25 protein-coding genes are annotated in these 15828 nt (G+C 46.7%); 16 read left to right on the plus strand and 9 right to left on the minus strand.

Annotated features, from left to right (window positions below; all coding sequences use genetic code 11):
• Positions 1-606 precede the first annotated feature (606 nt).
• The 10 genes from LQ247_RS22185 (at position 607) to LQ247_RS12160 (ending at position 6542) form a co-directional block, all read left to right on the plus strand.
• The gene (locus LQ247_RS22185; RefSeq protein WP_331000502.1) at positions 607-831 is read left to right on the plus strand and encodes a hypothetical protein; all 225 of its coding nucleotides are present in this window, start codon (positions 607-609) and stop codon (positions 829-831) included.
• Positions 794-1096, plus strand: coding sequence for a DinB family protein (locus LQ247_RS22190; protein ID WP_331000503.1), 303 nt, complete (start codon positions 794-796; stop codon positions 1094-1096). Before LQ247_RS22185 ends, LQ247_RS22190 begins: the two co-directional genes overlap by 38 nt.
• Positions 1097-1107: 11 nt before the next feature.
• On the plus strand, positions 1108-1563 hold the full coding sequence (locus tag LQ247_RS12125) for a helix-hairpin-helix domain-containing protein (protein ID WP_231006112.1): 456 nt from the start codon (positions 1108-1110) through the stop codon (positions 1561-1563).
• Between the two features lie 111 nt (positions 1564-1674).
• Positions 1675-2397 carry an esterase family protein gene (locus tag LQ247_RS12130; protein ID WP_144497790.1) on the plus strand — a complete coding sequence of 241 codons (723 nt, stop codon included), beginning with the start codon at positions 1675-1677 and terminating at the stop codon, positions 2395-2397.
• 64 nt (positions 2398-2461) lie between these two features.
• Complete coding sequence (locus LQ247_RS12135) at positions 2462-2971, plus strand: YjcG family protein (protein WP_003180728.1); 510 nt, start codon at positions 2462-2464, stop codon at positions 2969-2971.
• 9 nt (positions 2972-2980) lie between these two features.
• Positions 2981-3400, plus strand: a complete 420-nt coding sequence (locus tag LQ247_RS12140; RefSeq protein WP_003180726.1) for a GNAT family N-acetyltransferase — start codon at positions 2981-2983, stop codon at positions 3398-3400.
• A 167-nt stretch (positions 3401-3567) separates the two neighbouring features.
• Complete coding sequence (locus LQ247_RS12145) at positions 3568-3963, plus strand: GtrA family protein (protein WP_231006113.1); 396 nt, start codon at positions 3568-3570, stop codon at positions 3961-3963.
• Positions 3964-3979: 16 nt separating this feature from the next.
• Complete coding sequence (galU, locus tag LQ247_RS12150) at positions 3980-4876, plus strand: UTP--glucose-1-phosphate uridylyltransferase GalU (RefSeq protein ID WP_186440093.1); 897 nt, start codon at positions 3980-3982, stop codon at positions 4874-4876.
• On the plus strand, positions 4873-5859 hold the full coding sequence (gene galE / locus LQ247_RS12155) for a UDP-glucose 4-epimerase GalE (RefSeq protein WP_145929663.1): 987 nt from the start codon (positions 4873-4875) through the stop codon (positions 5857-5859). Before galU ends, galE begins: the two co-directional genes overlap by 4 nt.
• A gap of 95 nt (positions 5860-5954) precedes the next feature.
• Positions 5955-6542, plus strand: a complete 588-nt coding sequence (locus LQ247_RS12160) for a DedA family protein (RefSeq protein WP_020450968.1) — start codon at positions 5955-5957, stop codon at positions 6540-6542.
• A gap of 39 nt (positions 6543-6581) precedes the next feature.
• Here the strand turns inward: LQ247_RS12160 and LQ247_RS12165 are convergent, their stop codons facing one another.
• Entirely contained in the window at positions 6582-6839 is a 258-nt protein-coding gene (locus LQ247_RS12165; RefSeq protein ID WP_231006114.1) for a hypothetical protein, read from the minus strand.
• 121 nt (positions 6840-6960) lie between these two features.
• On the opposite strand from LQ247_RS12165, the gene LQ247_RS12170 reads away from it, so the two are divergent.
• A complete protein-coding gene (locus LQ247_RS12170) occupies positions 6961-9240 on the plus strand; it encodes an ATP-dependent helicase (protein WP_145645439.1) in 2280 nt (759 codons plus the stop codon).
• A 38-nt stretch (positions 9241-9278) separates the two neighbouring features.
• Here LQ247_RS12170 and LQ247_RS12175 read toward each other — a convergent pair whose 3' ends face one another.
• The 5 genes from LQ247_RS12175 to LQ247_RS12190 all read right to left on the minus strand — a co-directional run bounded on the left by LQ247_RS12175 (position 9279) and on the right by LQ247_RS12190 (position 10726).
• The gene (locus LQ247_RS12175) at positions 9279-9536 is read right to left on the minus strand and encodes a stage VI sporulation protein F (RefSeq protein ID WP_003180710.1); all 258 of its coding nucleotides are present in this window, start codon (positions 9534-9536) and stop codon (positions 9279-9281) included.
• 126 nt (positions 9537-9662) lie between these two features.
• Positions 9663-9794, minus strand: a complete 132-nt coding sequence (locus tag LQ247_RS12180; RefSeq protein ID WP_035338956.1) for a YjcZ family sporulation protein — start codon at positions 9792-9794, stop codon at positions 9663-9665.
• Positions 9795-9873: 79 nt separating this feature from the next.
• Positions 9874-10083 (minus strand): hypothetical protein, encoded by a 210-nt coding sequence (locus LQ247_RS12185; protein WP_020450964.1) that lies wholly within the window; start codon positions 10081-10083, stop codon positions 9874-9876.
• An 83-nt stretch (positions 10084-10166) separates the two neighbouring features.
• Positions 10167-10292, minus strand: a complete 126-nt coding sequence (locus tag LQ247_RS22060; protein WP_254926386.1) for a hypothetical protein — start codon at positions 10290-10292, stop codon at positions 10167-10169.
• 77 nt (positions 10293-10369) lie between these two features.
• Entirely contained in the window at positions 10370-10726 is a 357-nt protein-coding gene (locus LQ247_RS12190) for a DUF1360 domain-containing protein (RefSeq protein ID WP_003180704.1), read from the minus strand.
• Between the two features lie 147 nt (positions 10727-10873).
• On the opposite strand from LQ247_RS12190, the gene LQ247_RS12195 reads away from it, so the two are divergent.
• The 5 genes from LQ247_RS12195 (at position 10874) to LQ247_RS12215 (ending at position 13451) form a co-directional block, all read left to right on the plus strand.
• Positions 10874-11260: a spore coat protein gene (locus LQ247_RS12195; protein WP_003180700.1), complete on the plus strand. Its 387-nt coding sequence runs from the start codon at positions 10874-10876 to the stop codon at positions 11258-11260.
• A gap of 48 nt (positions 11261-11308) precedes the next feature.
• Positions 11309-11662, plus strand: a complete 354-nt coding sequence (locus LQ247_RS12200; RefSeq protein WP_003180698.1) for a hypothetical protein — start codon at positions 11309-11311, stop codon at positions 11660-11662.
• A 67-nt stretch (positions 11663-11729) separates the two neighbouring features.
• Complete coding sequence (locus LQ247_RS12205; protein WP_003180696.1) at positions 11730-12236, plus strand: spore coat protein; 507 nt, start codon at positions 11730-11732, stop codon at positions 12234-12236.
• 132 nt (positions 12237-12368) lie between these two features.
• Positions 12369-12851 carry a CotY/CotZ family spore coat protein gene (locus tag LQ247_RS12210; protein ID WP_003180694.1) on the plus strand — a complete coding sequence of 161 codons (483 nt, stop codon included), beginning with the start codon at positions 12369-12371 and terminating at the stop codon, positions 12849-12851.
• Between the two features lie 150 nt (positions 12852-13001).
• A complete protein-coding gene (locus LQ247_RS12215) occupies positions 13002-13451 on the plus strand; it encodes a CotY/CotZ family spore coat protein (protein ID WP_023856676.1) in 450 nt (149 codons plus the stop codon).
• 36 nt (positions 13452-13487) lie between these two features.
• Here LQ247_RS12215 and LQ247_RS12220 read toward each other — a convergent pair whose 3' ends face one another.
• The 3 genes from LQ247_RS12220 to thiD all read right to left on the minus strand — a co-directional run bounded on the left by LQ247_RS12220 (position 13488) and on the right by thiD (position 15820).
• Positions 13488-13967 (minus strand): CotO family spore coat protein, encoded by a 480-nt coding sequence (locus LQ247_RS12220; protein ID WP_231006115.1) that lies wholly within the window; start codon positions 13965-13967, stop codon positions 13488-13490.
• A 102-nt stretch (positions 13968-14069) separates the two neighbouring features.
• Positions 14070-14846: an enoyl-ACP reductase FabI gene (gene fabI / locus LQ247_RS12225; RefSeq protein WP_003180687.1), complete on the minus strand. Its 777-nt coding sequence runs from the start codon at positions 14844-14846 to the stop codon at positions 14070-14072.
• 155 nt (positions 14847-15001) lie between these two features.
• On the minus strand, positions 15002-15820 hold the full coding sequence (thiD, locus tag LQ247_RS12230; RefSeq protein ID WP_231006116.1) for a bifunctional hydroxymethylpyrimidine kinase/phosphomethylpyrimidine kinase: 819 nt from the start codon (positions 15818-15820) through the stop codon (positions 15002-15004).
• Positions 15821-15828: the final 8 nt, after the last annotated feature.

The raw sequence follows: 15828 nt of genomic DNA on the forward strand, positions 1-15828 counted from the left end.
TGAGGATATAATTGTTGATATAAAACTGTTCTCCTCAACTATGACCAATGAATAAGAATGCTGTAATAAAAATTCCTTCTTACAGCTATGTTGACGGAATTGAGAAATCAGAAACTTATTAATGCTTTAGTTGACTATAAATATAGAGAAACTGAAATGATGAATCTTGGTTGAGTGATTATAACTGTTGATCACCAAAAGGGAGTAATTGTCCCCTCGTTTATAAAGAAATTATAATTATTGGGATATCAGTCAATTACCTCTACTAAAATCCATTCCAACTGTTAGAAAACAGCTCGCTGCATCAAGACTATCAACATCTTCGTGCAAATGGCGGAAAAACATGAGTGAATACTTCTGTCCTTTCCGTTTTTCTCAATTAGTTCAGAGGTCTAAAATTTGTTCAATTGTGTACTGAATTGACACAGGTGGGTGAAAAAACCGGTTATATTTTATTTGCAGACCTTTTTATGGAAATACAGGTGCTGGAGCTGCAATAATAGAACCTATACAAAAAAAGACAGGCTGATTTTTTCGAAACGTGACAAAAGCTGTTAGGATTGCGTGGTAAGATCGAGGTATATTCACATAGAAAGGGTGACGCTGATGAATGCTGTTCACACAATGCGAGATGTTCTCTTGCACGAAATGGAAACAGGGATTCGATCGACATGCCTTCTTTTCGAAAAGGTGAAGGAATCTGACTGGTCCTACCGCCCCGCCGACAATATGCGCAGTCTGAAAGAGCTCGCTTGCCACCTCGCCGCCATACCGGAAACAGACCTTGCGTATTATGCAGGAAAAAAAGCAAAGCGATATCGCAGTCATTGAAAACCGCTATGGGGACTTCCAATCTGCGGATGACATGACACAAGCTATGAAAACAGGCTTTGAACAATTGAAAACCTATTTCATCTCCATTTCAGATGAAGCATTGTTAACAAAGAAAACAACACCGTTTTACCTTGATGAAGGGATGACCCAAAGCCGCTGGCTGACGGAAACGCTCACCCACGTCTTCCATCACAGGGCCCAGCTGTTTAATTATTTAAAACAGCTCGGCTATGACGTCAACATGTTCGATCTGTATCTTTAAAAGGTGTTCATATGAAGCTGCCTCTGACAAAAAAAGAACGGTCAAACTTAAGGACAGCCAAGGTAAAAATAAAAAACACGGCATATATGGATCTGTCCGTCCTTGCACATACGCTCGGTTCGTCTTTGGAGCGCGCCGCATACATCAAGGCGCTCGCCCAGTTTCAAACCGCTCCTTCCATCGGGCCGAAAATGGCGCAGTGCGCCGTTGACCTGGGCTACTATTCCCTTGGCGACATCAAGCATGAATCAGGTGCGGATTTGATCATCCGCCTCGAAAAACTGAAAGGCTACTGGGAAGATCCTTGTGCAGAAGATGCGCTGCGATGCATCGTCCATTACGCCAACGATCCCGAAAGCGCTAAAAGCTGGTGGGATTTCACAGTGGAAAGAAAAATGTACCGCGAACGCTGCGGATACCCTCCGGATAGACCGTCAACGCCCTGGTACGAAAAAAAACGGACATAAAAAATCACGGCTGCCGAACAGTTCGGCAGCCCTTTTCGCTTCTTTCACAAGAGAATTTCGTGTTAAAATGAATGGAAACGTTCACAAACATTATTTCTGGAGGAATTCATCTTGGCTATGAAAACAGGAGTCATTCAGGAGAAGAAGCTTTTTTCGGAAGAGCTCGGCGAGGAAATGGAGCTTCTCGTCTATTTGCCGTCATCCTTCTCGCCGCTTTACAAATATCATGTGATCATCGCACAGGATGGACATGACTATTTCCGCCTCGGGCGCATCAGCAGACAGGTGGAAGAACTGCTGGCGAACGGCGAAATCGAAAGAAGCATCATCATCGGCATTCCGTACAAAAGCGTACAGGAAAGAAGGCTTACATACCATCCGGAAGGGTCAAAATTCGAAGCGTATAAACGTTTTTTGGCAAATGAACTCGTCCCTTTCGCCGACAGTGAGTACCCGACATACCAAGTCGGATCAGGCAGGACGCTGATCGGAGACTCGCTCGGAGGAACGGTTTCCCTCATGACGGCGCTTGACTATCCGAATATGTTCGGAAACGTCATTATGCAGTCACCTTATGTCGACCGCCATGTTCTCGATAAAGTGAAACAGTCCGATTCCCTGCAGCTTATTTCAATTTGCCACCAAATCGGAGAGAAAGAAACCGCCGTCAAAACGACTGATGATCAAATTTTGGATTTCACCGGTCCAAATGAGCAATTAAAAGAATTGCTTGAAGAAAAGCAGACAAACTACGATTTCAAAGCTTTCGACGGGGATCACAAGTGGACATACTGGCAGCCGCTCATCACCCCCGCTTTAAAAAAAATGCTGTAGCTCTCTGTATATCGGCCCATCTTTGATATACTAAACCATATCAATTGTTTAAGGAGGGAACAAAATGAAATACGGTATTGTGCTATTTCCATCAAAAAAACTTCAGGACATTGCAAATTCCTACCGAAAACGCTATGACCCGAATTACGCTTTAATTCCGCCCCACCTTACATTAAGAACACCTTTTGAAGTGTCCGAAGACGAGATCGCGAGCGTCGTAGGACACCTGAGGGAACTTTCAAAAGAGCTGAAACCGGTCACGCTGAAGATTACAAAATTCAGTTCCTTTGCCCCTGTCAATAATGTCATCTACATGAAAGCCGAACCGACAGAAGAATTGACGCAGCTTCATGAAAAAATGTACAGCGGCGTTTTGGAAGACAAACCCGAATATGCGTTTGTTCCCCATGTCACAGTCGCACAAAAGCTGTCAGATGATGAGCATTCTGACGTCCTCGGCACGCTGAAAATGAGAGACGCGTCCCACGAAGAAGTCATCGACCGCTTTCATCTGCTTTACCAATTGGACAACGGATCATGGACCGTCTATGAAACTTTTATTTTAGGAGCGTGAAGAAAGCCAGTGGAAGCCGTCATTGTGAAGAATCAACAACAGCTTGAAGACGCCTTCTTTGTTAGAAAGGAAGTCTTTATCAAGGAGCAGCACGTATCACCGGAAGAAGAAATGGATCATCTCGATCAGGAATCTTCACATCTCGTCATCTATGACGGAAAAGAGCCGATCGGCGCTGGCCGGCTACGGCTTGTCGACGGCTATGGCAAACTTGAACGAATCTGTGTACTGAAAAGCCACCGCTCCCTCGGCATCGGCAACCTGATCATTCAGGCGCTTGAAGAGGAAGCCGCCAAGCAAGGCGCGGTTCAATTCATGCTGAACGCGCAGACACAGGCTGTTCCCTTTTACGAAAAACACGGCTATAAAGTCGTGTCTGAAGAATTTTTAGATGCGAATATCCCCCATGTCAAAATGGTGAAAAAGTAACCGTTCCGCTTTTTAAGCGGAACGGTTTTTTCTTTTCCTCCAGAAAACATTTCATAGTTTGTTCATCTTTTGTTTATCGTTTATTCAACATTGTCTATTAAAGTTGTTTCTAAGCTTTTACGAAGCCCTACACAAAATAGACGGGAGGTAAACAGCCGAATGCCGTTATGAACAAAAAAAACATCACCACACTCGCCCGTTTCGGGATAGTCGGAGCCGGAAACACACTCGTTGATTTCGCCGTGTTTTTCATCCTTACGTCCCTCCGCGTACCCTATCTGGCCGCACAGCTGTTTTCCTATTCGGCAGGCGTAGCAAACAGCTATATCTGGAATCGGACATGGACGTTTCAAGTAAAGGAAAAAGCGCATGGCGCGGAAATCGTCCGGTTTATCATAATCAATCTTGCAGCAGCGGGCGCTACATTTGTCCTTCTGTATATTTTTCAAAAAGCCGGCCTTTCCCTTTTTGTCAGCAAAATATCCGCAACAGTCGCAGGAATGGCGATCAACTTTATCGGAAACAGGCTTTGGGTGTTTCAAGAACCCGGAACAGATTCATAAAAAAGACCAGGAGTGAATAACCATGAAAGTAAAAAAAGCAGTCATCCCAGCAGCCGGTTTGGGTACAAGGTTTTTGCCGGCAACAAAAGCGCAGCCGAAAGAAATGCTGCCGATTGTCGATAAACCGGCTATACAATATATCGTGGAAGAAGCTGTTCAATCAGGAATAGAAGACATCCTTATCATTACAGGAAGAAATAAGCGTTCGATTGAAGACCATTTTGACCGCTCTATCGAACTGGAGCAAAATCTGTTCGCCAAAGGAAAAAATGATGTGTTAAAAGAGATACGCGACATCGCCGATATGGCGAATATTCATTATATCCGGCAAAAGGAGCCCCTCGGTCTCGGACATGCGGTGTTATCGGCCAAGCATTTCATCGGTGATGAGCCGTTTGCCGTCCTTCTCGGCGACGACATCATGGTGTCAGAAACGCCGGCGCTTCGGCAGCTGCTCGAAGTATTTGAAGAATATCAGACAGAAGTAATCGGCGTTCAGCCAGTCGATCCGGCGGACGTGAGCAAATACGGCATTATTCAGACGTCCGCGCAAAAGAACAAAGTATATCAAATTGACGATCTTGTGGAAAAGCCGTCTGTCAAAGAAGCCCCTTCAAATATCGCGGTTATGGGCCGCTATGTGCTGAGGCCTTCGATTTTCCCTGTGCTCGAACAAACGAAGCGCGGTGCGGGAAATGAAATTCAGCTGACTGACGCACTAAGGGAAATCTGCCGGGAACAAAGCATGTATGCGCGCAAATTGGAAGGAAGCCGCTTTGATATCGGCGACAAGCTGGGCAGTTTTAAAGCGAGTACGGAAATCGCTCTTATGCGGGACGAGATGCGGCCAAAACTGCTCGCCTACCTGGAAAGCGTCCTAAAAAAAGAGGCGCAGAAAGGAGCATGGCAATGACATCCGTACTCGTTACAGGGGGAGCCGGATACATCGGCAGCCATACCGTACTCGAATTAACAAAGCAAAACCGCTCCGTCGTCGTGCTTGACAATTTATCTACCGGACACAGGGAAGCCGTCAGCGGGATCAGCTTTTACGAAGGCGATATCGGTGATACGGCACTTGTCAAAGCCGTCATCAAACATCATGATGTCGATGCTGTCATCCATTTCGCCGCCAAAAGCCTTGTGTCCGAATCGATCGAAAAGCCTGAGCTCTACTTTAGGGAAAACACGCTCAAGTCTTGTGCATTCTTCGAAACGGTCATCAAGGAAGGCGTCAAAAACATCGTCTTTTCGTCGACCGCCGCCGTATATGGCATCCCGGAGAACGTCCCGATCAAAGAGACAGCCCCCCTCTCCCCTGTCAATCCTTACGGGGAATCGAAGCTGATGATCGAAAAATACTTGCACTGGGTCGGGAAAACGCACGGTGTCAAATGGGCAGCCCTCCGCTACTTCAACGCGGCCGGCGCCGCTTTAAACGGAGCGATCGGCGAGGATCACGATCCTGAAAGCCATCTCATTCCCCTCGTCCTGCAGACGGCTTTGGGACAGCGAAAGCAGCTGTCCATTTTCGGAGATGATTACCCGACGCCGGACGGAACATGCATCAGGGATTATATTCACGTCCTCGATCTGGCTTCCGCCCACCTGGCGGCTCTTGACAGGTTATATGAAGACAGACTGAAGCAAAATGTTTATAATGTAGGGACAGGAGCCGGACATTCCGTAAAAGAAATCATTGAAACCGCGGAAAACATGACAGAGCGAAGCATTGCAGCAAAAACGGACGAGCGCAGAGCGGGGGATCCGCCAGTGCTTGTGGCGGACAGCCGGACACTGATGGAAGATACCGGATGGAAGCCGCAATACAGCGATTTACAAACCATCATTCAAAGCGCGTGGCAATGGCACAGGGCGCATCCGGACGGTTTTTGAGATTCGCTTGTTTCCCGCGCGGGCGGCAGGGAAACATCCCGGCGGCTGCTCCAACGTTCGGCTGATGAAATCAAAAGCAGGGAGAAAAAACGAAAATGGGAAGCATAGTGAATGATATTTTAATGTGGCTGACCGATCTTGGCTATTTCGGCATTGCAATCGGTTTAATGATCGAAATCATCCCGAGTGAAATCGTACTGGCCTACGGCGGATACTTGGTGTCAAGCGGCTCCATTACGATGACAGGGGCCGTGATCGCCGGCGTCATCGGGGGAACGATTGCTCAATTGTTTTTATACTGGATCGGCTATTACGGCGGAAGGCCGTTTTTATACAAATACGGAAAGTACTTATTGATCCAAAAGCATCACATTCAAACGGCCGAAAAATGGTTTGAGAAATACGGCGGAGGCGTTGTCTTTTCCGCCCGCTTCATTCCCGTGGTCAGGCACGCCATCTCCATTCCGGCAGGAATTGCGAAAATGCCGATTTTAAAATTCACGGGTCTGACCGTGCTGGCCATCATACCGTGGTCGATATTATTCGTCTACCTCGGCATACAGCTCGGCAGCCGGTGGGACCATGTTGAAAATGTGGCGAGAACGTACACGACTCCGATTATGATCGGAGCGGCCGCTATGATTATTCTGTATTTCGGACTCAAAAAACTGCGCAAAAAATAACGAAAACCCCGGTATAAAAGCCGGGGTTTGTTTCATCTTTCAAACGGACTCGTTAACGTAGCATCCGCTTTCCGCCTTTTCCGCAACACGGCGGTTCAGCGTTTTTTTTCGCTTCTTTTCCAAGACCTGCCTAAAAGCCGCAGTCTGGTTTTCCTCTCTTTTTTCGACTTCGCGGTAGGCGCGTTCGCTTGGGATATTGGCGGTTTTTTGTATATGCGCATAGTTCGATTTTTGGCTGATGCTGCGATTGGCGTACTGTGTATATTGATCATGATGGACAGGCGGCAAATATCCCATTCGATCTCCTCCTCATCAGCTTTAATTCCCAAAAATCTACTGTTTTAAACGGTTTTCATTTGATATGATAGACGTTGTCTCATAACACTAGACGATTACCCATTAATTGGAGGACCTCTTTTTGAAATGCGCCCGATTCAATAACCGAGACATTCATATACATACATATTCGAGAGAACACCTGCAATTCCTCTTTGATGAAGCAAGAAAAGACAGAATCACGTGTAAACATTGCGGCTTGCCTCTCAGACTGAAATTGTCGATTCATGAAGAACCACATTTTTTCCACCGGGAAAACGGGGATTTTTCTCAATGTGAAGCAGCTTGCTTAAACGAGAAGACAGAGCAAACCAGACAGAACGACTATACAGAAAGCGGCGTGTTCCGTCTCCCGAAAGGCAAAGCGATCGGAGAGGAAAAGAAGACGGATGCGGACTTCTGGACGCCGCCTCGCGAAGCTTCCCTCCATTCTCCTTTCTCCCCAGCGGAAGAAACGGCCCCGGAACCGGTCTTTCCGAATGTGCCGCTGAATGAGAAACAGCTTACCGCCGTGACGGCCCCCGAAGAACCCCTTCTCGTTCTGGCCGGCGCGGGAAGCGGAAAAACACGGGTATTAACCGCGCGAGCGGCTTATATGATATCCCGGCTCGATATCCCGCCTTCCGCCATTTTGCTCGTCACATTCACGACAAAAGCCGTGAAAGAAATGAAAGAGCGGATGGCCTCGCAATACGGATTGCCGATGCAGACTGTGAACCGCCTCGTGACAGGCACCTTCCACAGCTTTTTCTACAAAATTCTTTATCACCATGATCCGGCAAGATGGAATGGCGAGCACCTGCTGAAATGGGAATGGCAAAAAGAACAATACATCAAAATGGCCCTTGCCGAAGAAGGGCTTGATGAAAAAGATTTTCCGGTTGATCAGGCGATCCAGCAGATCGGCTACTGGAAGAACGCTTATCTTCCGGGCGAACAGATTCCGCTGGAAGACGAATGGGAAAAGCGGGTTCACCGGCTGTACCGTCAATATGAAGAACAAAAAGCTGCGCGGCGCCAATTCGATTTCGACGATATGGCATCTGCATGCTGGCAGCTGTTTCAAGAACAGCCAGACATTTTAAAACGATATCAGACGCGCTTTCACGCGATTTTGATCGACGAATTTCAGGACATTAACCCTGTTCAGTATGCCATCATCAAGCTGTTGGCGAGCCCGGAAAACAACCTGACCTGTGTCGGGGATGATGACCAGTCAATCTACGCGTTCAGAGGCAGCAGCCCTTCTTTTATACTCGATTTTGAAAAAGATTATCCGAAGGCGAAAACGGTCCGCCTCACGACGAATTACAGATCGAGCCATCCGATTGTGGCAAGCGCCGATATGGTCGTGAGGAAAAATAAAAAGCGTTTTCCGAAAACATTAAGTGCCGCGAGAGATGACCGCCAAAAACCGCTTATATTTTATCCTTATGATGAAGAGGAAGAAGCGATTATGATCGTCTCTGATATCCAAGAAAAAATTGAAATGGGCGCTAAGCCTGATGACTTCGCCATCCTATACCGAACAAACAGCAGCGGGCGCGCAATCTTTGAACGTCTGCACCAGTCGGCTATTCCGTACACGGCTGAACAAGGCGTCCGGTCGTTTTACAGCAGGAGAATCGTCCGGCAGATGCTGGCTTATCTCTACTTAAGCCAAAATCAGGATGACGCGGAAGCCGTCAAACAGATTTTACCCGCCCTCTTTCTCAAGCAGTCCGCATTAAATACGCTTAAAGCGCTCTCGATTACCGAAGATTGCACGATGGTTCACGCGCTTGAAAAACTAACCGACATCAAACCGTTTCAACTTGATAAAATAAAGAAAATCGTTCCTTTTTTCACAGGCTTAAAAACGATGAAACCGGTTGAAGCAATCTCTTTCGCAGAGGAAAAAATGGGCTTTTCCGATTACTTGAAAAAGCGCGGTAACGAAGGAAACAAGCTCGAAAAAGGGTCTGACGATCTGCGGGATCTCAAAACAGCGGCAAAAAAATTCAAAACGATCCCCGAATTTCTTGAGCATGTCGATCATATGAGAGCAGCGGAAAAGCAAAAAGCTGACGGATACGGTGTTCAGCTTTTAACAATCCACCGTGCGAAAGGGCTTGAATTCAAAACGGTCTATATCCTGGGGGTGCAGGACGGCTCGATTCCGCATGACTTTGCCCTGGAGACAGCGAGAAAAGGCGACGAAACCGCTCTTGAAGAAGAGCGGAGGCTGCTGTATGTCGCCATGACCCGGGCCGAGGATCGCCTGTATATCAGCGTCCCTTCCGTCAGAAGGGGCAGAACGGCATACCGCTCAAGGTTTTTACAGCCTGTTTTACGCCCGAATCCCCAGGTCCAGCTGCAATAAAAGACACCGTGCCCTCCTTTTATCGGAAGGCGCGGTGTTTATTTTTTGCTGTTCATCATTTTCGCGATCGTGTTGAAATCCATTTTTTCCTTGCCGCTTACAATGGATTCAACAATCTTATCTTCCATTTCCTGCGGAACCCGTTTGTTCGCCAATTTAGCGACGCGCTTAATCACGCTGCGGACCGTTTTTTCATCCTTGAAGTTGGCATTTTGCAGCGAATTTGCGAGCTGCATGACGTCATTCATGCTGACGCCCGTTTTCTTTTCGATGTTTTTGAAAAATTGATTGTCCATACCTATGCCTCCTTTTTGGGAGTGATACGCTATCTTATGCATCTTTGAAAAGCCTTGTGCTTTTCCCGTTCAAAAAGAAGAGGACCCGGCACACATGCCGCCGCCCTCTTCGCTTCAACTCAAAAACTAATATCTAAAAGAAGCGCCGACAATAATGAGAAGAATAAACAAGACAACGATCAATACAAACGTTGAACCATAGCCGCCGCCATAGCCTCCGCTGTAGCCGCCGCCGTAGCCTCCGCCACAAAAGCCCATCTAAAGCACCTCCTTTTCTCTCTACACGATATGACAGTTGATAGGATTCGCTTGGATTGATGCATAGGGCTTCCGTGGATTATTTATAGATGCCCGGCAGACTCACGTCCTCTCCCAGCCATTTTTCAGCATTCTCTGCAAACGCTTCGACCTGCCTGCCGAACTGTTCGGCAGAACGGTCAAATGTCTCCAGTTCCTTCTGCTGCTCAAAGATCACCCGGTCATGGCCGGCTTGCGTTTGATCGTGCTTGCGGCATATTGATTCAACCAGCTGTTCAAATACATTCATCGCTTTTCCCCCTTATGATGGTGTATGCATCAGAAGAAAAATTGGCAACAAAAAAACCGGACTGTATCCGGCTTTTTTTGATATTAATAGGTTCTCTTTTTTTTGCCGCATCCGCAGCCTTTTTTCTTCACTTTTTTTGAGAAAGTGGACTGATGATTGCTGGAAGCGTTCGTTAATCGGCCTTGCTGCCTTCTTTTCACTTGTCTCATTGCATTCCTTCCTTTCTCATGCTTATACGCCATTATATGAGTCTTCTTTTCATAAGTTGCCAATGATAAATCCCCATTCAATCGAGCCATTTGGACACGATCGTTTCCAGTACCCCAGCAAGGCCTGCTATGGCAAGCAGAAGAATCAGCCATTCGGCAATGGTCGGAACAAATGCGTAAAGAACAAGCAAAAACGCGGTACACCACACACCCGTGCACCAATAACAGCTCAACAGCTCGCCGATCCACGCTCTCACGCCTTTTCCTTTCATGACAAGATACGTCTCGGTCTCTCCCGTTTTTTCGTTTTTTTCTTCAACCTCTTCGTGAAACAGGCTTCTAAACGGCGCCATGATCGTATCAAACACGACCAGCCGTGTCAGCCGAAATACCGCGATAGAAAATAGAATATATAAAAGCCAGCTTTGTATCACAGGGCTCCCCCTTTCCTGCTTCCAAATATATGCCGGAACCGCCTTCCCTAAAACAGCAAATTTGGGTGCTGAAATGTATGTTTTCCTCATTCCGCTAAGTTACCGGTCTGCATTTAATAAAGTGTGGATAAGAAAGGAGTGAAAGTTATGTCGTTTCATGAAAAAGCCGAAGCGCTGTACGCAGAAACATTTGACGAATTATACCGGGAATATGACCAGCTCATTGAAGTGATTGATTCCGAACATGTCACTGTAAACACGGCAAACATAACAGCAGCTCTCTCTTTACAAGCCACTGTGATCTCTTTGACGATTTTATCGGCTCAGCTTGCGATCGAAGACGAGGATACAGCAGACATCGTAACAGAACATGTTTTAGCCGTACACAGGCTGCAAAGCAGGAGAAGAGTCATCATCAAAGTCATCGGCAGCCGCAATGTCACCATTACGCTTTCCTCGCTGGAGATCCTGCTTTCCGTCCAAGTTTTAACCGAAGTGCTGATCGCGCTTATCACAGAGCTTGACATACTTTAAGCCTTCCTTTCTTTCTAATATTTTTTGAGAAATTGAGGTGAAAAACAATTGGCAGATCGCGAAAAGCTTAAAGCGGAAGTAAATCCGCTGACAAATACGCTTGTGCAAAATATCCTTAGAAAACACGGCGTTTCAAAAGACAATGTGCGAACGCTGTCTGAGGAAGAAAAAGAAAACATCTTAAAAATACTCGAAGATTTAAAGGCGCAGTCCGAGGCTCTCATCCAGCGGCAGCAGGAAAAGAAGAAAGAAGCGAACAATGAATCATCATCACAATCCGAAGAACGCCCGAGACGAAGAAGAGAACGTTCAGGTAAAAATAAATTAAGAGAAAAGCTGAGACAAAGAAGGCAGCAGGAGAACACCGCCCAAACCGAAGAAAAAAATGGGGATTTGGAGTAGGGTATCTGCCATATACAAGTTCGAGCCTTCAAACATTTAATAATAGTAAATGGAAGGAGGAAAACAAATGGAAACTAGACCATATTCTTGGGTTGCACTAGATCCAGAATGCGAGCATCCGGGAACTGAATATTATCCGAGACACCCTAAGAAACACGTTTGTGACGATTACAACTGCAAATGCGGTAAACACGATGCATTTATCAATCAGGAGCTCGACCAGCTCAACCTGAACAAACAGCTATCAGATGAGACAATCATCATCAAGGATTCTTGCGATATCCGAGTCTCTACAGAGGATACTCAAGTTGTCGCATCTGTTATGACTGCGGTGCAGACGGCAATTGTTACAATCGTTCTGGCAATCATTGACGATGCTGATCTTGCCGAGCTTGTATCACAAGACTTGCTGCAGGTAACAGCAAACAAGCAAACAAACCGTCAAAAATTAATTATCGACAATTCACGCGATGTCACAGTTACAACAGAAGATACCGATGTCGCCGTCTTGGTCTCTACAGCTGTCCAAACGCTTACCGTTGTTATCGCAACACTTATCGTCGGACTCCTTTAATACAAAAAAGCAGAGCCATCAAGCTCTGCTTTTCTTCATTTTTATAGACGATTACCCACACCAACAAGGGCACGGGTACATATGTTGTTAAAGACTAAAGTCAAATATCCCTATAAAAAGGAGCTGAAATCCATGAGCTGCGGAAAACATCATGGCCGGCATGAAAATTGTGTATGCGATGCAGTAGAACAAATTATAAAAGAACAGGATGCAGTTGAAGAAACATGTCCGACGAGCTGCTTCGGCAATCTGCTGAGTCCGACGGTTTCCGGTAAAGACACCATTCCGTTCCTTTTGTACGACAAAAAAGGCGGTTTATTTTCAACATTTGGAAATGTCGGCGGATTTTCAGATGATATGCAGTGCTTCGAATCGATTTTCTTCCGGGCAGAAAGTCTAAAAGATTGCTGTGCAACGCTTTCAATCCTGAGGCCTGTGGACATAAACGGCGACACATTAAGCGTCTGCCATCCTTGTGACCCTGACTTTTTCGGGCTTGAGAAAACGGACTTTTGCATCGAGGTTGACTTGACTTGTTTCTGCGCGATTCAATGTCTGTCACCTGAACTAGTTGATCGCGCAGCAGACAAAAAACACAATCAGCACCACGGTTAAAAGGTGTCGGACTGCATCAAGCCGGCTGTTATGATCGGCTTGATGCCAGTCTTTTCACGAAAGCTGCCGGCTTTCGGCAGCTCCTTTTACCAATAGAAAAGCCAGGCCGAAAAATGAATTTTTAAATCCTGAACTAGGAGGGATCATAACATGACGAAATGTTCAGCCGAAAACTGCGTGTGCGAAGCCGTTGAAAACATTCACGATCTGCAAAACGCCATTGAGGAAGAAGGCTGCCCGACAAGCTGTTTCAGCAACCTGCTTTCCCCTTCGAGACACTTAGGCGACACCATTCCGTTTATTTTATACACTTCAAAGTCTAAGCCGTTCGTAGCCTTTGGAAATGTCGGAGAGCTTCAGGCAGGCCCTTGCTTCAGCACCGTGTTTTTCAGAGTTGAAAAAATTGACGACTGCTGCGCTACATTGAGACTGTTGATTGCCTTTGATGAAAATCGCCGCGTTCTCGATTTCACAGAAGATAAAGACAAAATTTGCGATGTGTTCCGCTTGGAAAAAACAAATTTCTGCATTGAAGTGGATCTGGAATGCTTCTGTGCGATCGAATGCTTAAATCCGCAACTGATCAATCGTTCAAATTAAAAAGTCCCTGAATCGGGACTTTTTTTATCGTGTAATTTAAAAGCCGAGCGGGTGCAGGGAAGTAATACTCTCGATCGGCAGTTCCGCCGGAGCCCCTTTGCTCGACGTTTTGACAAATACGGAACCGCCTTTCTTTCCGGCGATCGTTCCTCTGTATGTCTTCCCGTCTGCTTCAATGAGGCAAAGAGTTTTCGGCATATTGCCGGGAAGGCTTGCCAAAAAGTCGATTTTCTCGGCGATGGTCATCTTGCTGAGCGGCTTTTTAATCGGTTTGACTCCTTTTTCGGACCGATTCGTCTCATCGCTAAGCACCGCTTCGACGCCGTCCTTTTCGTCTGGCCGGACGGCTTCATCCTGCTGTTCCTTTCGCCGGGCTTTTTGTTCGGAAGCGTCGGGCTTTGCTTTCTTCTTTCTTTTAATCAGAATATCCTGCATGTTCGCTTCTGCCTTATCATAGTCCGGCTGCACAATATACATGAGCGGCTTTTGCTCCGCATCGTTTTTTCTGCTAGACATCTTGATCCCTCCGATCTGTTCATGGTATATCTATATGCAAAAAAGGAGAAATCAGAAGAAAAGAAAAAGCAATCCTTTAACGGATTGCTTTTTAGCGTTATGTTATCGCGCGATGATATGATAGCCTGAATCAACATGCAGGTTTTCGCCGGTCATACCGCGGGAAAGGTCGCTGAACAGGAAAGCAGCCGTGTCGCCGACTTCTTCCGGAGTCGTCGTGCGGCGAAGCGGTGCGCGTTCTTCGATTTCTTTTAAAATCGAGTTGAAGTCGCTGATTCCTTTTGCGGACAATGTCCGGATCGGCCCTGCGGAAATGCTGTTGACGCGGATTCCGTCTTTTCCGAGATCGCTCGCCAAGTATTTGACGCTGGCATCAAGCGATGCTTTCGCAACACCCATGACATTGTAGTTGGATACAACGCGCTCGCCGCCAAGGTATGTCAGCGTGACGATGCTTCCGCCTTCAGTCATAATGCCGCGCGCCGCTTTAGCGACCGCTGTCAGTGAGTAAGAGCTGATATTGTGTGCGAGCAGAAAACCGTCGCGGGTGGTATTTAAGTATTCTCCAGCCAAGTCTTCTTTGTTTGCGAAAGCGATGCAGTGTGCAATGCCGTGGATGACCCCGACTTCTTTTTTGATGTCGGCGAAGCACGCTTCAATTTCCTGGTCATTTGTGACATCACAAGGAAGTACGATTGAATCATTCCGCTCCAAAGAATCGGCCAGCTCCTTGACCGATTTTTCAAGCCGCTCACCCGCATACGTAAAAATCAGTCTTGCGCCTGCATTGTGAAGCGAGCGGGCGATTCCCCAAGCGATGCTTCGTTTATTTGCTACACCCATGACGACGATATTCCGGCCTTCCAGTGATAAATTCATATGTATGAAATCCTCCTAATGATTAACATTTTATTAGTACCTGATCATAATATATAGTATCACAATTAATAGCAGGCTGACAATTTCAGAATATAAAAAGCGGCAGAGACCGTTTTTGATGTCTGCCGCGATATTAATTCATTTTTATTGCGGGACTACAGTTCCAACCCTGCATTGGATATCTTTTGATATGCAAAATGGTTGGTCGGTCCGTGGCCGGCTCCGAAATCAAGGCTGTGTGCAACCGCTTCGTGGACGAAAGCCTCAGCGATGCGGAAAGCTCCTTGAATGCCGTTTCCTTTCGCTGTTTCCGCGGTAAGAGCGGCGGCAAATGTGCAGCCTGTTCCATGGGTATTTTTCGTCTTAATATAGGTGTTCGTTTTTTCCGTGAACACCTCTCCATTGAAGAGGAGATCGGTTACTTTGCCATCCTCGGGCTGATGCCCTCCCTTGATGATAATGTTGCGGACGCCCATTTCATGCAATTCACGAGCCGCTTTTTTGCGGTCTTCCATTGTTTGAATGCTTCGCCCTGTCAGCACTTCGGCTTCGGGTATGTTCGGCGTTACCGCATAAGCAAGCGGAAGCAAGTGCCGTTTCAATGTTTCAACTGCTTCCTCATTCAATAGTGAAGCGCCGCCTTTGGCGATCATGACAGGATCGACAATCACACGTTTAAGCTCGTATGTTGCAATTTTTTCAGCAATGACCTCAATCATCTCCGCGCTCCACAGCATCCCTGTTTTCACGGCGTCAGGTTTTAAATCTTCCGCCACTGCATCAATCTGCGTGCCGAGTGCTTCCGGAGATAGCGGGTAGACGCCGTGAACCCCTGTTGTATTTTGCGCAGTGACCGCTGTCAAAGCCGTCATGCCGAAGACGCCAAGCTCCTGAAATGTTTTAATGTCGGCTTGAATGCCGGCGCCGCCTCCTGAATCCGACCCGGCGATTGTTAATGCTTTGTATATGCTCATGATGTTTG

It is taken from the genome of Bacillus sp. BS3(2021) (assembly GCF_021043345.1).
Classification (GTDB): Bacteria; Bacillota; Bacilli; order Bacillales; family Bacillaceae; genus Bacillus; species Bacillus paralicheniformis.